This is a genomic window from Arthrobacter sp. NPDC056886 (genome assembly GCF_042788715.1).
Lineage (GTDB): Bacteria > Actinomycetota > Actinomycetes > Actinomycetales > Micrococcaceae > Arthrobacter.
Map to the genome: position 1 here is coordinate 32,639 of NZ_JBHUBT010000006.1, position 13,608 is coordinate 46,246.

Genomic DNA, 13,608 nt, shown 5'->3' on the forward strand with positions numbered 1-13,608 from the left:
ACTGACCCGCACTTGCCGCCGTTTCAGCACTGAAAACGGCCACAGCTGCGGGTCAGTTGGTTTAACGGACCGGCATCTCTTCCGCGCCCGTGATCCTGTGCAGGTCCTCGTAGCTGATGGAGAACATCGAGTTGTGATCGCCTGCCCCTGCCCACAGGACACTGTGGACTGACAGGGACTCGTCCAACAGGGTCCGGATCTTCTCCGGGTGCCCGACCGGGGCCACGCCGCCCACCTCCTGGCCGGTGTGTTCCAGGACGAACTCGGGGGAGGCCCGGCGGATCTTGCCCGTGCCCAGCTGCTCGGCGACCTTGTGGACGTCCACTTTCGCCGCGCCGCTGGCCAGGATCAGCAGCGGAGTGCCGCCAAGGTCGAACACCAGACTGTTGGTGATCGCCGCGACGTCGCAACCCAGCGTGGCGGCCGCAGCGGCCGCCGTCGGGACTTTTGAATCGAACACGGTCACCGTGTCCTGCGCGCCCAGGGCGGTGAGGGCGCGCCTGACGTTCGCCACCGGTCCGGGAAAGGCATCAGGGTTCACCGCTCAGAACCCCTGGGCGTCGAGGATGGCGTCTTCCTCTTCTTCCGCGGTCGCATTCTTGCGCTTGCGCGGAGCGGGACGGCGCCGCACGGCCGGGCCGCTGGAGTGCAGGAACACGCCCTCGGCTGCCTCGGCCTCGGCGTCCTCCGCGTCGATCGCGGCGTTGCGGGCCTGCTGCCGGGCAGCGTAGCCGAACCCGACGAACATCAGCACGCCGAACGCGAACCACTGCAGGGAGTAGGAAAGGTGCGTACCTTCATCGGTGGATGGCTTGGGGAATGGAAACGGCATGTCCTGCACCGCGGGCGACTCCGAGGCCAGCTGTCCGTAGGCGCCCGTGAGCAGCGGATAGCCCAGCTGCGCGGAATAGGCGGCCAGGTCGATCGAGGCCAGCTGGCCGTCCGGGGCGCCGCGCTGCAGCGCGGGCTCTGCCGGTTTCAGGCGGGCAACCACTGTCGCCGGGCCCTGGGGCGGCGCAGGCACCGAGTCGGGCCGGCCCGGGGTGTTGTTGCCGATGGGCAGCCAGCCGCGGTCAATCACCACGGTTTCGCCGGACTGGAGCTTGAACGGCACCACCACCTCATAGCCAGGCTGGCCGTTGAGCGGGCGGTTGCGGACGATGCGCTGGCCAGCGACGTCGTAGCTGCCCTTGAGTTCCACCTGGGTCCATTCCCGCTCCGGGTTCAGCCGGCTGAACTGGTCCCGGACATCGGCGAACGGGACGGGATCGGCCGAGTAGTTGGAGACCACCCGGTTGATTTCCGCCAGGGTTTCGGCGCGACGGTCCATCTGCCACCGGCCCAGTCCGACGCAGCCTGCAGCGAAGATCGCGGCCAGCAACAAGTACCCCAGCCATTTACTGGAGAAGAGAAAGCGGTACATTCAGCCGATCCTGCCTGACGGGTCGAGGGGCGCGGTCCCTGCGGAGAGGTCGACGGGCTCTGCGCCGAGGGCCACCGTTTCTTTCCACAGTCCGCGCGTCTGGAGGTAGTCCTCAAGCCAGGCGCGGTGCTCCCCGCACGCCAGCCAGATCTTGCGCCGCTCCGGGGTATGGATCTTGGGGTTGTTCCACAGCAGCTGCCATTCCGCTGCCGCGCGGCAGGCCTTCCGGGAGCAGACGGTGCCGGGGGCCGCGGCGGGTTCGCCGCCGGTCCCGGCCAGGTCAAAGAGGTTCATGAAGCTGCCCGTCCGTGGTCGTCGTCGTCGTTCTCATCATCGATCAGCTCGCCCTGCAGCAGCGTCCCGGAGCCGTCGTCGCCGTCCCCGCCGTCGGCCGGGGACTGCCCGGCCGGGTCCGCGGGTGCGGCGTCCAGCTCTGCGAGCGGTGCATAGTCCAGCAGGGAGTCACTGTGGATTTCGGCCCGGTCGCTGCCGTTGGCGATCACCACCGCAACCCAGGGCAGGAAGACGGCTCCAAGCACCGGGATGAGCTTGAACCAGCCATCCACCACAAAGATCAGGATCAGGCAGACCATGCGGATGCCCATGGCGACGGCGTATTTGATCATCCGTTCGCGTATCTCATCTGAGTGCGCGGCGGCGGCGTCTGTGATGCTGTGCACCTCGGTACCGCCGGACTCGGCGTCCGGCCTCCCGGGCACATGCGCACCGGGTCGGTTTTTGAGTGTCACGGCTGTCAGATCACGCTCCCAAGGCTTACTTCGATTCTCTCACCATCGGCGGAGCCGCCCAAACGGATGCGAACCGGGCGCTAAGATCGGAGGCAGGAAAAATCCAGCCCCCAGCGCGGCCCTCCCTGCCGCAGAACCCGGAGCCCCATATGTCTGACACACCCACCACCGGCCGCAGCGTTCTGATCACCGGCGGAAACCGGGGAATCGGCCTGGCCATTGCCGAGTCCTTCCTGGCCAACGGCGACAAGGTGGCGGTGACCTTCCGCAGCGAATCGTCGCTGCCCGACGGCATCCTCGGCGTCAAGGCGGACGTCACCGACGAAGCCTCGGTGGACGCTGCGTTCGCGGAAGTCGAAGCCGCCCACGGTCCTGTGGAAGTACTGGTAGCCAACGCCGGCATCACCAAAGACACCCTGCTGATGCGCATGAGCGAGGACGACTTCACCTCGGTGATCGACACGAACCTCACGGGCGCTTTCCGGGTGATCAAGCGCGCGTCCAAGGGCATGATCCGGGCGCGCAAGGGCCGCGTGGTGCTCATCTCCTCCGTTTCCGGCCTGTACGGCGCGCCCGGCCAGATCAACTACTCTGCCTCCAAGGCTGGCCTGGTGGGCATCGCCCGGTCCCTCACCCGCGAGCTCGGCGCGCGCGGGATCACCGCGAACGTGGTCGCGCCCGGCTTCATCAACACGGACATGACGGCCGAGCTGCCCGAGAACACGCAGAAGGACTACCTGACCAAGGTTCCCGCCGGCCGCTTCGCCGAGGCCTCCGAGGTCGCCAACGTTGTTCGCTGGATCGCCAGCGACGAGGCGTCCTACATTTCGGGTGCGGTCATTCCGGTCGACGGCGGCCTCGGAATGGGCCACTAGCGCCGCGCGACGCCGGGCCACACCGGACGCGGATACAGCGGACGACGGCGGGGTCCGCCGTCGTCCGCTGTCCGCTGCGCTGGGCCTTTTTGCCCTTGGCACTGGGGCGCCGGGAGCGTGTAATGGGCTCACAGCCCCCGACCATGCCACGGCAGGGGCGTGGACCCAGGAGGAAATCATGAGTGATCTCAGCAAGTGGACGCCCTCGGACATGCTGGAACCGGTCCGCCGCTTCCTTGACGGTGATCTGTCCATCGCGCCAGGGATCAAGATCGAACAGTTCCAAGAGGGCAACACCTTGGTGGTCCGGGCGGAAGTGCCCGGGATCGACCCCGACCAGGACGTCGACGTCTCCGTCAGCGAGGGCATGCTCCATATCGCGGTGGAGCGGCAGGAAACGTCCGAGCACAAGAGCAAGGCCGGGTACCGCTCGGAATTCCGCTACGGCCGGTCCGCCCGCAGCATTGCCCTTCCCGCGGGGGCGAAGGAAGAAGACATCACCGCCACGTACAAGGACGGCGTCCTGGAAGTCCGCGCACCTGCTCCCGAGGTTGTGACAGGGGAGACGTCGAAGAAGATCCGGATCGACCGCAGCTGACCCAGCCGCCGGCGCGTTCCGGGCACGACACATCGGAACTACGCCGCCGGGGCTTCTTTGTGGATGCTGAACAACTGCAATGGCGCGATCCGCTGGCATGATGGATTGCAGACCCACAGTGTTTGGACGTTTGGAACAAAAGGAGCTCGTATGGGACTGCTGGAGAACAAGACTGCGATCGTGACCGGTTCGTCGCGCGGAATCGGCGCCGAAGTCGCCAAGATCCTGGCCGCCGAAGGCGCGGCCGTCGTCGTGAACTACCGCCAGAAAGCGCCGCGCGCCAACAAGGTTGTCGCGGAGATCGAGGCCGACGGCGGCCGTGCCGCGGCCGTCGGGGCGGACCTCACCACCCAGGAAGGCGTCCAGGCCCTCGCCAGCGCCGCCATGGAGAACTTCGGTTCGCTCGACCTCCTGGTCCTCAACGCCTCCGGCGGCATGGAGACCGGGATGGAAGAGGGCTACGCGCTGAAGCTGAACCGTGACGCCCAGGTGAACATGCTCAACGCCGCCGTGGCGCTCATGCCCGCAGGCTCACGCGTGGTCTTCGTGACCAGCCACCAGGCCCACTTCATCGACACGGTGCCCACCATGCCCGACTACGAGCCCGTGGCCCGCAGCAAGCGTGCCGGTGAAGACGCACTCCGCGCCCTCGTCCCGGCCCTGGCTGACAAGGGGATCTCGCTCGTGGTTGTCTCCGGCGACATGATCGAGGGCACCGTCACGGCCACCCTGCTTGACCGGTCGAACCCCGGCGCCATCGAGGCCCGCCGCGCCGAAGCGGGCAAACTGTACTCGGTCAAGGAGTTTGCCGCTGAGGTCGCCAAGATGGCCACGGCTGACGTCGAGAGCGGCCACACCGAATACGTTGGCGGCGCCGATTACTTCGACAAGAACGCAGACAAGGCAGCTGACAAGAGCTCCAGCTAGGAGCTCATACGGCCGAGAAGGCACGTCGCGGCAATGTTTTGACTAAACACTGCCGCGACGTGCCTTCTCGCGTTAACGCATCAGACCCCGGCGATGAACCGCACGGCGTCGAGATAGGGAAGATTGACGGCGGCGTCCGCGGCAGCACGGACGGCCGGCTTCGCGTTGAAGGCGATGCCGATCCCGGCGGCGCCCAGCATGTCGAGGTCGTTGGCGCCGTCTCCCACGGCAATGGTGTGCTCCATGGGAATGCCCTCGGCCGCAGCCCACTCACGCAGGTACTTCTCCTTGGCTGCCCTGTCGATGACGTCGCCAAGCACTTTGCCGGTCAGCGCGCCGTCGGCGATTTCCAGTTCATTGGCGATCCAGTGATGCAGCCCCAGGTCCTCGGCGATCGGCCGGAGGATCTGGTTGAACCCGCCGGACACCACGGCCACGGCATGGCCGGCAGCCTGGAATGCCGCCACGAGTTCGGCGGCCCCCTCGGTCAGCCGGACCTCGGCGCGGACCCGCTCTACGACGTCCGCCGGCAGTCCGGCGAGGACCGCCACGCGGGCGTGCAGGCTCTGGGCGAAGTCCAGCTCGCCGCGCATGGCCGCCTCGGTCACCGCCGTCACTTCCTCGCGCTTCCCGGCGTAGGCCGCCAGGAGCTCGATCACTTCCTGCTGGATGAGCGTGGAGTCCACGTCCATGATCAGGAACTTTCGCGGCGCGCTGCGCAGCGCTGCGGGAACCAGCGCCGTGTCCACGCCGTCGATACCGGCGGCCGCCAGCGCACGGCGCGGCTCTTCCAGCCGGGCTTCTGTAACGGCGTCGGGCCGGCCGCCTTCTGAGGCCTCCAGCGCGCAGTCGGCCGCATACACCTCGAAGCGCCCGTCGCCGGCGCGGGTTTCGGCGCCGACACTGAGCCCCGCGGCCGTCAGGAGCGAACGCAGCCGCTGGATCTCGGTAAGGGACAATTTCAGGCCGTAGCTCACTGCGGTCACGTTCGAACTCATGGCTTCAATCCTAGCGAGCACGCGCTGGACGGCCCGAATTCGTTGCGCGCGGGCCGGCCCCGCGTGACGGTGCACGGCAGCCCGCGGCGCCGGTTATCAGTCGTCCGCTTTTTTGTCCTAGTGTCTACTCCTATGAGTGATGTTCTTGAAATGGCCGGCGTCAGCGTTGTACGTGGGGCTAAAACCCTCCTGGACAAGGTGGACTGGCAGGTCAAGGAGGGCGAACGCTGGGTGATCCTGGGACCCAACGGCGCCGGCAAGACCACACTCCTGCAGCTGGCCGCGGCACGGATCCACCCGACGTCCGGAATGGCCGGCATCCTCGAGGAAGTCCTCGGCGCCGTCGACGTCTTCGAGCTCCGGCCCCGGATCGGCCTGTCCTCGGCTGCGCTGGCCAGCCAGATCCCTGAACACGAGAAGGTCCTCAACGTGGTGGTCACCGCCGCCTACGGCGTGACCGGCCGCTGGCGTGAAGGCTACGAGAAGAACGACGAGCGGCGCGCCTTTGGGCTGTTGAACGAGTGGGGGATGGGCCCGCTGCTCAACCGCCCCTTCGCCTCGCTCTCCGAAGGGGAGCGCAAGCGCGTCCAGATCGCCCGCGCCCTCATGACCGATCCCGAGCTCCTGCTCCTGGACGAACCGGCTGCCGGGCTCGACCTCGCCGGGCGCGAGGACCTGGTCCAGCGCCTGAGCGAACTCGCCCGCGACGACGCCGCCCCGGCGATCGTCCTGGTCACCCACCACCTCGAAGAAGTGCCGCCGGGCTTCACGCACGCGATGCTCATGCGCGACGGCGGCGTAGTGGCCTCCGGTCCGCTGCCGGAGGTCCTCACCGCCGAAAACCTGAGCGAAACGTTCGGCCTGCCGCTGGACGTCAGCGTCAACGCCGGCCGGTACACCGCGACCGCCAGCCGCTGACGGGTCCGCTGACCCCGCGTGGAGTTCCTCAATAGCGCCTTCATTTTCTTCGCCGGGCTGTGGGCTGGCACCATCAACAGCGTCGTCGGGTCCGGCACCCTGGTCACGTTCCCGGTACTGATCGCCCTGGGCTATGCCCCGGTCACGGCCTCCATCAGCAACGCCATGGGACTCGTGGCCGGCAACGCCACCGGCGCCTGGGGCTACCGTAAGGAGCTCGAAGGCCGCGGCAAGCAGCTGCTCCGGCTCCTGCCGGCCTCGCTGCTGGGCGCTGTCACCGGCGCCTACCTGCTGCTCCACCTGCCCGAGCAGGTCTTCTACTACGCCGCCCCCGTCCTGATCGTGCTGGCCCTGCTGATGGTGGTCTTCCAGCCGCGGCTCCAGCGGTGGGTGAAGAACCGCGAGGAAAACCCTGAGCACGCCATCCGGGACCGCCGCCACGGTGTCCTGCTGATGGTGCTCGTGTACCTGGCCGGCGTCTACGGCGGCTACTTCGTCGCGGCCCAGGGCATCCTGTTAGTCGGCATCCTGGGCGTGTTCATGACCGGGACCATCCAGAACGCCAACGCGATGAAGAACTTCCTGGTGCTGGGAGTGAACGTGGTCGCCGCTTGCTCCTACCTCCTGTTCGCGTTCGACAGGATCGATTGGGGCGTGGTCGGCCTGATCGCCGTGAGCTCCCTGATCGGCGGCGTGATCGGTTCCAAGGTGGGGCGTCGGCTCTCCCCGGCGGTCCTGCGCGGGGTCATCTTCACCCTGGGCCTGGTGGCACTGGGATTCATGATCGCCAACCTGTTCAAATAGCCAGATTGAAATGAACCAGCTGAGATGATCTGCCCGTGACCTTTCACTACCTCGAATCCGCCGACGACCCGCGCGTCTCCGACTACACGCAGCTCACTGACGTGCTCCTGCGCAAGGTCCGGGAACCCGCTGAGGGCCTGTACATCGCCGAATCCTCCCGTGTCCTGCGCCGGGCGCTGGCCGCGGGGCACCGGCCGCGGTCCTTCTTCCTTGCCGAGAAGTGGGCCGAGGACCTGGCGGATGTCTTTGAGCGGTACCCGGACGTCCCGGCGTATGTCGGCTCCGCGGCGCTGCTGGAGGAAATCACCGGCTTCCACCTGCACCGCGGCGCCATGGCCGCCATGCACCGGCCCGCCCCCGTGCCGCTGGCGGATCTGCTCTCCGGCGCCCGCCGGGTTGCCGTGCTGGAGGACATCGTGGACCACACGAACGTCGGTGCCATCTTCCGCTCGGCCGCGGCCCTGGGCGTGGACGCCGTCCTGGTCTCGCCGCGCTGCGGGGATCCGCTCTACCGCCGCAGCGTGCGGGTCAGCATGGGGACCGTGTTCCAGGTGCCGTGGGCCCGGCTGGACGACTGGGCCGGCGGCCTGGCCGCGCTTCAGGAACAGGGCTTCACCGTGGCGGCCATGGAGCTCACGGATGACGCGGTGGACCTCGACGTGCTCGCGGCCCGCCGCCCGGAGCGGCTGGCCCTGGTGCTCGGCACGGAAGGCGCGGGCATGAGCGCAGGGACCCTGGCCGCCGTCGACCTCGCCGTGAAGATCCCGATGCGTCCGGGCGTCGATTCGCTCAACGTCGCCGCGGCGTCGGCGGTGGCGTTCTGGGAACTCCGGCCCAAGGACCAGGACCAGGACCAGGACCAGGACTAGGGCGAACCACGGCTTCGCCGCGCTGACGTGCGCCAATGGTGTTCGTCAGTGGTCCGGCTATCGGCTATGATTGATAGCTGGCCGTCCGGTGATTTCCGCCGGCCATCCCATTCATACCTGGCAACTGGCAAAATCCAGTTGTGCGAACAAAGGTCCAATTATGAAGTCTAATACTCACCCGAAGTACGAAGCTGTTGTTTTCAACGACCTGGCTTCCGGCGTCAAGTTCCTGACCAAGTCCACCGTGTCTTCCAAGAAGACCATCGAGTGGGAAGACGGCAACACCTACCCGGTCATCGACGTCGAAATCTCCTCGGAGTCGCACCCGTTCTACACGGGCAAGCAGCGCATCATGGACTCCGCAGGCCGCGTCGAGCGCTTCAACGCTCGCTTCAAGGGCTTCGGCGGCAAGAAGTAATTTTCTTCCCCAAGGTCTGATCGAAAGCCCGCACCGGCAACGGTGCGGGCTTTTTGCATCTCTGCCGCCGTCCCGGTTAGGTGACTCCGGTTTCCGGGGTTCCGGGGTTCGCGGGTTCCCGAATGCATGGGGCAGGATGGATGTCATGACATCCCATCCCGTGGCCATCGCTCCCAGCACTGACGACGACGGCGGCCGTCACCACGGCGAGTACAAGGTCCCGGGTGGCAAACTCGTGGTTGCCGATTTCGACGTCGTGGACGGCGTACTCGCCAACGTCTCGCTGAGCGGGGACTTCTTCCTGGAACCGGACGAGGCGCTGCCGGAGATCAACCGGGCCCTCACCGGGCTGCCCGTCGATACCAGCGCCGCCGACATCGCGGACGCTGTGACGGCGGCCCTGCCCGAAGGCACCGTGCTGTTCGGTTTTTCCGCCGATGCCGTCGCGGTCACCGTCCGCCGCGCCCTTGCGAAAGCGACCGGCTGGGCGGACCACCACTGGAACATCATCGCCCCGTCCGTCCTGCCCACCCACGTCAACGTCGCCCTGGATGAGGTCCTGACCGAGGAAGTCGGCGCCGGCCGGCGCAATCCCACCCTGCGGTTCTGGGACTGGGAGGAGCCGTCCGTGGTGATCGGCAGCTTCCAGTCCGTCCGCAACGAACTCCACCCCGAGGGGGTGGCCCGGCACGGCATCAGCGTGGTCCGGCGGATCAGCGGCGGGGGAGCGATGTTCATGGAGGCCGGGAACTGCATCACCTACTCGCTCTACCTGCCGCAGACGCTCGTGGACGGCATCAGCTTCGCGGACTCTTACCGCTTCCTGGACGCCTGGGTGATGGCGGCCCTGGAAAAGGTCGGCATCAGCGCCTTCTACGTGCCGCTCAATGACATCGCCACGGAACACGGCAAGATCGGCGGGGCGGCGCAGAAGCGGCTCGCCAACGGGGGGATGCTCCACCACGTGACCATGAGCTATGACATCGACGCCGAGAAGATGGTCGAGGTGCTGCGCATCGGCAAGGAGAAACTGTCCGACAAGGGCACCACGAGCGCCAAGAAACGCGTCGATCCGCTCCGGCGCCAGACCGGCATGGCCCGGGCCGAGATCGTCGCAGCCATGATGGACGTCTTCGCTGAACGCTACGGCGCGACGCCGTCAGTCCTCACCGACGCCGAGCTTGAGGCCGCCCGGCGCCGGGTGGAGTCCAAGTTCGGCACAGCGGAGTGGCTGCACCGGGTTCCCTAACGGTCCACGTTCTTCTAACAGCCTGTCCCAGGCGGCCGGCGCCGGGCACCCGGCCGCTTAAGCTCAGGACGCTTATGCTCAGGCGGCTTAAGCTCAGGCGGCTTACGCGGAGAGGGCCGGTGCCGTCAGCGCCTGGGCCTTGAGGGCTCGGTGCAGGTGGCTGCGCTGTTCGATGATGATCCGGCGCAGGGCGCGGGGCGCGTCGGGGTGGTCGGCCAGCCAGTGGTCGGTGCGGACAATCACGGCGTTGGTCTCGGGTGTTCCGCCGTGGCCGTCCAGGTCCTGTCCCGCGGGATAGAAGCCGCGGACAATCCGGCTGGCGATCTCGATGCTCCGGCCCGCCCAGACCTGCTCGAGCGATTCGAAGTACGGGTCGATGAACCCGGCCAGCAGCGAGGCCGAACCGGTGTTGAACCCGGCGATGGTGGCGCTCAGGAGCTGGTTGGACAGCCCCGTGCCGTGGACGGCGGCCTCCCACGCTGCGGCCTTGACGGACGCCTCGGGGCGGGCGGCCAGGGCCGTGGCATGCCCGGACTTGCCGGCGGCCGTGTTGTCCCGGGCGAGCTCCTGGTCCAGCTGCTCCGGTGTGGCCTGGCCGTTGGCTGCCAGGCCGTGCCAGAGATTCCAGCGCAGTTCGGCGTCCACGGCAAGGCCATCGATCACGGTGCTGCCGTCCAGGATGCCCCGGAGCAGGTCCAGGCGGCTGGCGTCGTAGCGGCTGGTTGCAGCCAGGGTTCGGGCCCAGGCCAGCTGCTGGTCGGAGCCCGGCGCCGCAGCCTGCAGCTGTTCGGCGGCCGTGGTCAGGAAACCGCGGCGCACGGCGTCCCGCTGGCCCCGGGGGACATAGCGTTCGACCGCCGTCGAGGCGTTGCCCAGCACGTTGAGCAGGACGCCGATGCCCGTTTCGGCGGGGCCGAAGCGCTGGACGGCGTCGACGTAGCGGGAAGCCGGTGTCACAGCATCGCGGGCCGAGTCCCATAGCGCCGTCCAGCACAGCGCCCGCGCCATGGGGTCCTTGAGCTTGTCCAGGGATCCGCGCACTGTGGCCTCGGAGTGCGGGTCGAGCCGGACTTTGGCGTAGCTGAGGTCGTCGTCGTTGATCAGCAGCAGGGCAGGCCGTGGTGTGCCGGAGAGGTCGGTCACGTCGGTCCGGGCGCCGCTGACATCGGTCTCGACGCTGTTCGTGCGGACCAGTGCGCCGGCGTCGTCGAAGTCGTAGAGGCCAATCCGCAGCCGGTGCGGCCGGGGCTCCTGCCTGCCGGTGGTGGGATCCACGGCGTCCTGCAGGACAGCGACGGCGCCGAGCGCGTCCCCGTGCCCGGTGATTTCACAGGAGAGGGTAGAGATGCCGGAGGTCTGGAGCCATTGGCGGGCCCATTCGCCGAGGTCGCGGCCGGATGCCGCGCTGAGTGCCGCCAGGAGCTCGGCGAGGGTGGTGTTGCCGTACGCGTGGTCCCGGAAGTACTGGCGGGAACCGGCAATGAAGGCCTCGAACCCGACGTAGGCCACGAGCTGCTTGAGCACCGAGGCGCCCTTGGCGTAGGTGATGCCGTCGAAGTTCTGCTTCGCGGCTTCCAGGTCCGGGATGTCGGCAACGATGGGGTGCGTGGTGGGCAGCTGGTCCTGGACGTAGGCCCATGCCTTGCGGTTGTTGGCGAAGTTCACCCAGGCCGTGTCCCAGTCCGTGGTCCGGTCCACGCCGAGGGTGCCCATGTAGTCGGCGAAGGATTCCTTGAGCCACAAATCATCCCACCACTTCATGGTGACGAGATCGCCAAACCACATGTGCGCCATCTCATGCAGGAGCGTGTTGGCACGGGCCTGGTATTGCGAATCGGCGGCCCGGGAGGTGAAGACGTAGCTTTCGGTGAAGGTCACCAGGCCCGGGTTTTCCATGGCGCCGAGGTTGTATTCGGGTACGAAAGCCTGCTCGTATTTGCCCCACGGGTAGGGGAAATCGAAGAGCTCGTTGAAGTAGGCCAGCCCGTTCTTGGTGAGGCTGAACAGCGCGTCGGCGTCGAAGGACGCGGCCATGGAGGCGCGGCAGTAGAGCGCCAGCGGCACGTCCAGGACCGTGCCGTCGCCCAGCGTGCCGCTCCAGGCGTCCTCGGCCTTGAAGTACGGTCCGGCCAGGACGGTGGTGATGTAGGTGGACATCGCCTGAGTGGGGGCGAAGTCCCAGCGGCTCGTGGCGGGATCGGACGTCAGCTGGGTGCGCAGCACCTCGGCGCCGTTGGAGGACACCTGCCAGTCGGAGGGGGCCATGACGTGGAACGTGAACTCGGCCTTCAGGTCGGGTTGCTCGAAGTTCGCGAACACCCGGCGGGCGTCGGCGGGTTCGTACTGCGTGTAGAGGTAGCACTGCCCGTCCGCGGGATCTACGAAGCGGTGCATGCCCTCACCGGACGTGCTGTAGAGCGCTGTGCCCGTGATAGTGACCTGGTTCTCCGGCTCCAGGTTCTCGAGCCGGATCCGGGAGCCGTCCACGACGTCGGCCACTGGAAGGCCCTTGCCGTTGAGGAAGACGCTGTGCACGCTGTCCGCGATGAAATCCACAAAGGTCGATGCCCCGGGTTCGCTGGCCGAGAAGGAGATGACGCTGCGGCTTGTGTAGCCGGCGATGTTCGGGTCGGCGGCCAGCCGGACATCGAGGGAGACGTCGTAGCTGTGTGTGGTGATGAGGGCGGCACGGGCCGCGGCCTCGTCGCGGCGCAGGTTCTGGTTTGACACCCAGCTATCTAATCACGGGAGCGTGTGCGCGGGATCACGCCGGCGGGAACATCAGGAAGGCGGCGGCCAGGCCCAGCAGGGCGATCAGCAGCCAGGACACCAGGGCGGCCAGCAGCGCGCGTGCACCGGTGTGCAGCAGCTGGCCCACGCGGACGGCGGAGCCCAGTCCGAACAACGCCATGCCCAGCAGCGCGTCCTGGAGGGCGGCGGCCGCGTCGAGGATTGCGGGGGAGAGCCACCCGGTGGTGCGCAGGGCCGCCAGCGCCACGAATCCGATGACGAACAGCGGGATCACCGGCGGTCGCCTGGCGCCGTCGGCTGCGGTGCCCAGCCGATGGTGGAACCCTGCGGCGGCGACCATCGGCGCCAACAGGATCACCCGGGTGAGTTTGACGACGACGGCGACGGCCAGGGCCGTGCCGCCCGCGGCCTGGGCGGTGGCGACCACCTGCCCGACGTCGTGCACCGAGGCGCCGGTCCACGCCCCGAAGAGCTCCGGGCCCAGGCCCAGCGGCCGCGCGAGCAGGGGCAGCACCCCGATCGCCAGCGTTCCGCACAGGGTCACGAGCGCCACCGGCAGCACGGTTTCCTCCTGCCGGATTCTGCGCACGGCGGCCATCGCCCCGATCGCGGAGGCCCCGCAGATGGCGAATCCGGTGGCCACCAGCAGCGCTACGCGGGGAGGAAGCCGGAAGAGCCTGCTGATGCCGTAGGTGCCGGCGAAGGCGGCCAGCACCACGGCCGTCACGAGCAGCAGCGCCGCCCAGCCCAGGCCCAGCACATCGCCGAGGCTGACCTTCAGGCCGAGCACGACGATCCCGGCCCGCATGAGGTGCTTGCCGGCGAAGTCGAGACCGGGACGCGCCGGCCCTGCGGTCCACCCGGCCACGCCCGGCAGGTTTGCCGCCAGGAGCCCGAGGAGCACGGCCAGGGTCATCGCCGGCAGCGCCGGGAGCAACAGATGGACGGCGACGGCAGCAGCAACGGCAACGGCGGCGCCGATCAGGCCGGGAGCGGCCGCGGCTGCGGAATTCTTGGGGGGCACGCCCC

At 67.9% G+C, this 13,608-nt stretch carries 15 protein-coding genes; 8 read left to right on the forward strand and 7 right to left on the reverse strand.

Translation table 11 applies throughout. The features are described from left to right. Positions 1–61: 61 nt before the first annotated feature. Genes ACFRJ8_RS11430 through ACFRJ8_RS11445 form a run of 4 tightly spaced genes read right to left on the reverse strand, consistent with a single transcriptional unit; the run spans position 62 to position 2,172 of the window. Positions 62–541: a YbaK/EbsC family protein gene (locus ACFRJ8_RS11430; protein ID WP_377986278.1), complete on the reverse strand. Its 480-nt coding sequence runs from the start codon at positions 539–541 to the stop codon at positions 62–64. Between the two features lie 3 nt (positions 542–544). Beyond that, positions 545–1,423, reverse strand: coding sequence for an SURF1 family protein (locus ACFRJ8_RS11435; protein ID WP_377986279.1), 879 nt, complete (start codon positions 1,421–1,423; stop codon positions 545–547). Beyond that, positions 1,424–1,717: a hypothetical protein gene (locus ACFRJ8_RS11440; RefSeq protein WP_377986280.1), complete on the reverse strand. Its 294-nt coding sequence runs from the start codon at positions 1,715–1,717 to the stop codon at positions 1,424–1,426. Beyond that, positions 1,714–2,172: a DUF3099 domain-containing protein gene (locus tag ACFRJ8_RS11445; protein ID WP_377986281.1), complete on the reverse strand. Its 459-nt coding sequence runs from the start codon at positions 2,170–2,172 to the stop codon at positions 1,714–1,716. Before ACFRJ8_RS11445 ends, ACFRJ8_RS11440 begins: the two co-directional genes overlap by 4 nt. Positions 2,173–2,321: 149 nt before the next feature. Here ACFRJ8_RS11445 and ACFRJ8_RS11450 point away from each other — a divergent pair, with 149 nt between their 5' ends. The 3 genes from ACFRJ8_RS11450 (at position 2,322) to ACFRJ8_RS11460 (ending at position 4,572) form a co-directional block, all read left to right on the forward strand. Then, complete coding sequence (locus ACFRJ8_RS11450; RefSeq protein WP_377986282.1) at positions 2,322–3,047, forward strand: beta-ketoacyl-ACP reductase; 726 nt, start codon at positions 2,322–2,324, stop codon at positions 3,045–3,047. Between the two features lie 178 nt (positions 3,048–3,225). Then, a complete protein-coding gene (locus ACFRJ8_RS11455; RefSeq protein ID WP_277523647.1) occupies positions 3,226–3,645 on the forward strand; it encodes an Hsp20/alpha crystallin family protein in 420 nt (139 codons plus the stop codon). Positions 3,646–3,795: 150 nt separating this feature from the next. Next, positions 3,796–4,572, forward strand: coding sequence for an SDR family oxidoreductase (locus ACFRJ8_RS11460; RefSeq protein WP_377986283.1), 777 nt, complete (start codon positions 3,796–3,798; stop codon positions 4,570–4,572). An 80-nt stretch (positions 4,573–4,652) separates the two neighbouring features. Here the strand turns inward: ACFRJ8_RS11460 and serB are convergent, their stop codons facing one another. Beyond that, positions 4,653–5,570 (reverse strand): phosphoserine phosphatase SerB, encoded by a 918-nt coding sequence (serB, locus tag ACFRJ8_RS11465; protein ID WP_377986284.1) that lies wholly within the window; start codon positions 5,568–5,570, stop codon positions 4,653–4,655. Between the two features lie 132 nt (positions 5,571–5,702). Here serB and ACFRJ8_RS11470 point away from each other — a divergent pair, with 132 nt between their 5' ends. The 5 genes from ACFRJ8_RS11470 (at position 5,703) to ACFRJ8_RS11490 (ending at position 9,828) form a co-directional block, all read left to right on the forward strand. Then, positions 5,703–6,488 (forward strand): ABC transporter ATP-binding protein, encoded by a 786-nt coding sequence (locus ACFRJ8_RS11470; protein ID WP_377986285.1) that lies wholly within the window; start codon positions 5,703–5,705, stop codon positions 6,486–6,488. Between the two features lie 18 nt (positions 6,489–6,506). Then, the gene (locus ACFRJ8_RS11475) at positions 6,507–7,292 is read left to right on the forward strand and encodes a sulfite exporter TauE/SafE family protein (protein WP_377986286.1); all 786 of its coding nucleotides are present in this window, start codon (positions 6,507–6,509) and stop codon (positions 7,290–7,292) included. 35 nt (positions 7,293–7,327) lie between these two features. Then, entirely contained in the window at positions 7,328–8,161 is an 834-nt protein-coding gene (locus ACFRJ8_RS11480) for a TrmH family RNA methyltransferase (protein ID WP_377986287.1), read from the forward strand. 160 nt (positions 8,162–8,321) lie between these two features. After that, positions 8,322–8,579, forward strand: a complete 258-nt coding sequence (locus tag ACFRJ8_RS11485) for a type B 50S ribosomal protein L31 (protein WP_011691973.1) — start codon at positions 8,322–8,324, stop codon at positions 8,577–8,579. 145 nt (positions 8,580–8,724) lie between these two features. Then, the gene (locus ACFRJ8_RS11490) at positions 8,725–9,828 is read left to right on the forward strand and encodes a biotin/lipoate A/B protein ligase family protein (RefSeq protein ID WP_377986288.1); all 1,104 of its coding nucleotides are present in this window, start codon (positions 8,725–8,727) and stop codon (positions 9,826–9,828) included. Between the two features lie 102 nt (positions 9,829–9,930). Here ACFRJ8_RS11490 and pepN read toward each other — a convergent pair whose 3' ends face one another. Together pepN and ACFRJ8_RS11500 are read right to left on the reverse strand one after the other, a co-directional pair. Further along, positions 9,931–12,558, reverse strand: coding sequence for an aminopeptidase N (pepN, locus tag ACFRJ8_RS11495; RefSeq protein ID WP_377986289.1), 2,628 nt, complete (start codon positions 12,556–12,558; stop codon positions 9,931–9,933). A gap of 34 nt (positions 12,559–12,592) precedes the next feature. Beyond that, positions 12,593–13,603, reverse strand: a complete 1,011-nt coding sequence (locus ACFRJ8_RS11500; protein WP_377986290.1) for a YeiH family protein — start codon at positions 13,601–13,603, stop codon at positions 12,593–12,595. Between the last annotated feature and the right edge of the window lie 5 nt (positions 13,604–13,608).